This is a genomic window from Viscerimonas tarda (assembly GCF_054601255.1).
This window is the reverse complement of the sequence record NZ_BAAHWV010000095.1, coordinates 1-2893: the sequence shown is the minus strand read 5'-3', so window position 1 is coordinate 2893 and position 2893 is coordinate 1. Positions and strand designations below refer to the sequence as shown.

At 48.9% G+C, this 2893-nt stretch carries 2 rRNA genes; both read right to left on the bottom strand.

What is annotated here, in order from left to right:
• Window positions 1–65 precede the first annotated feature (65 nt).
• A 5S ribosomal RNA gene (rrf, locus tag ACYPWY_RS15860) occupies window positions 66–176 on the bottom strand.
• 138 nt (window positions 177–314) lie between these two features.
• Window positions 315–2893: ribosomal RNA gene (locus ACYPWY_RS15855) — 23S ribosomal RNA — on the bottom strand; the annotation flags it as partial.

Below are 2893 nucleotides of genomic sequence, written 5' to 3'. Positions count from 1 at the left end.
GTTGGTGGGGCTGGTGGTAACCAAAAAACAGCCCCGCAATTCCCTGCGAGGCTGTTCTCCTTTTAAAATGGCGGCTACCTACTCTCCCACACATGTGCAGTACCATCGGCGCTATCGGGCTTAACTTCTCTGTTCGGAATGGGAAGAGGTGGAACCCCAACGCTATAACCACCTGAATTTCTTTTATTAACCAGCTAATCAGCAAATTTGTTAATTAGCAAATTAATTTTGACTTGATGCAAAAGAGCAAATAAACAAGGTTCGAGTATCGTTTTTTGAACCGTATATGGCAAACCCATTTTTTTTCGTGGTTCTATTATAAAACTTTCGGGCTATTAGTACTACTCGGCTTTGACATTACTGCCTTTACACCTGTAGCCTATCAACGTCGTAGTCTCCAACGTCCCTTATATGGATATATTATCTTGAGGCAGGCTTCGCACTTAGATGCTTTCAGCGCTTATCCCTCCCAGACTTAGCTACCCGGCGATGCCCCTGGCGGAACAACCGGTAAACCAGTGGTCTGTCCAACACGGTCCTCTCGTACTAGTGTCAGTTCCCCGCAAATATCCTGCGCCCACGATAGATAGAGACCGAACTGTCTCACGACGTTCTGAACCCAGCTCGCGTGCCACTTTAATGGGCGAACAGCCCAACCCTTGGGACCTTCTCCAGCCCCAGGATGTGACGAGCCGACATCGAGGTGCCAAACCATTCCGTCGATATGAGCTCTTGGGAATGATCAGCCTGTTATCCCCGGAGTACCTTTTATCCTTTGAGCGATGGCCATTCCATACTGAAACCACCGGATCACTATGCTCTAGTTTCCTACCTGTCCGACTTGTTTGTCTCCCAGTCAAGCGCGCTTATACCATTACACTCTGCGAACGGTTACCAATCGTCCTGAGCGCACCTTTAGAAGCCTCCGTTATTCTTTTGGAGGCGACCACCCCAGTCAAACTACCCACCATACAATGTCCTCCATTACTGGAGTTAGAATTCAAACATTCAAAGGGCCGTATTTCAACGTTGACTCCACGAATACTGGCGTACCCGCTTCACAGTCTCCGGCCTATCCTACACATCAAGTGCCCAAATCCAATGTAAAGCTATAGTAAAGGTTCACGGGGTCTTTTCGTCCCATCGCGGGTAATCGGCATCTTCACCGATACTACAATTTCACCGAGATCACAGTTGAGACAGTGTCCAGATCATTACACCATTCGTGCAGGTCGGAACTTACCCGACAAGGAATTTCGCTACCTTAGGACCGTTATAGTTACGGCCGCCGTTTACTGGGGCTTCAATTCAATGCTTCTATTGCTATGACATCTCCTCTTAACCTTCCAGCACCGGGCAGGTGTCAGACTATATACTGCTTCTTTCGAATTCGCATAGCCTTGTGTTTTTGTTAAACAGTTGCCTGGACCTTTTCTCTGCGGCCTGCTTTCCAGCAGGCACCCTTTCTCCCGAAGTTACAGGGTTATTTTGCCTAATTCCTTAACTGTGAATCGCTCGAGCGCCTTAGTATTCTCAACCCGACTACGTGTGTCCGTTTGTGGTACGGGTGACCAAATAATTAACGCTTAGCGGATTTTCTTGGCAGCCTGATTACCTGCATTTTTGAATCATCCTAAGACTCTCCATACTTTCAGGTTCGGCTCTAAATGCGGATTTGCCTGCATCTATCTACGCCTACACCCTTTAACCACCTATTCCGTCAGGTGGCAGCAGTTTCACTCCTGCGTCTCCGCTTCACTTATTCAGCCAGTAACGGAATCTTTACCGTTTCATCCATCGGCTGCGCCTGTCGGCTGTGCCTTAGGTCCCGACTTACCCTGATCCGATTAGCGTTGATCAGGAAACCTTAGTCTTTCGGCGAGGGGGTATCTTACCCCCTTTATCGTTACTTATACCTACATTTGCTTTTCCAGCTGCTCCAGAATACCTGACGGTACGCCTTCTACGCCATACTGGAATGCTCCCCTACCGATTATTTTAATCCCATGGCTTCGGTAACATGTTTCATGCCCGATTATTATCCACGCCCTGCCACTCGACTAGTGAGCTGTTACGCACTCTTTAAATGAATGGCTGCTTCCAAGCCAACATCCTAGCTGTCTGTGTAGCTGAACTTCGTTAATGCAACTTAACACATATTTGGGGACCTTAGCCGATGATCTGGGTTGTTGCCCTCTCGGACGCGGACCTTAGCACCCGCGCCCTCACTCCTGAGTTGTTACTTGTGCCCATTCGGAGTTTATCTGGACTTGATAGGCGGTGAAGCCCTCGCATCCAATCAGTCGCTCTACCTGACACAACTAATACTCAAGGCTGCACCTAAATGCATTTCGGGGAGTACGAGCTATCTCCAAGTTTGATTAGCCTTTCACCCCTACCCTCAAGTCATCCGGAAGCTTTTCAACGCTTATCGGTTCGGTCCTCCAATTGGTGTTACCCAACCTTCAACCTGCTCAAGGGTAGATCACTTGGTTTCGCGTCTATTACCACTGACTGATGCGCCCTGTTCAGACTCGCTTTCGCTTCGGCTGCGCGCCTCGTGGCGCTTAACCTTGCCAATGACAATAACTCGTAGGTTCATTATGCAAAAGGCACGCCGTCACAGCTTAACGCTGCTCCGACCGCTTGTAGGCACATGGTTTCAGGGGCTGTTTCACTCCTCTGTTCGAGGTTCTTTTCACCTTTCCCTCACGGTACTGGTTCGCTATCGGTCTCTCGGTCGTATTTAGCCTTGCCGGATGGTCCCGGCTGATTCATACAGGATTTCTCGTGTCCCGCACTACTCAGGATACTGCTAGGCTTCGTTAACGATTCGTGTACGGGATTTTCACCCTCTATGATCCAACTTTCCAGATGGTTCCACTTCGATAAT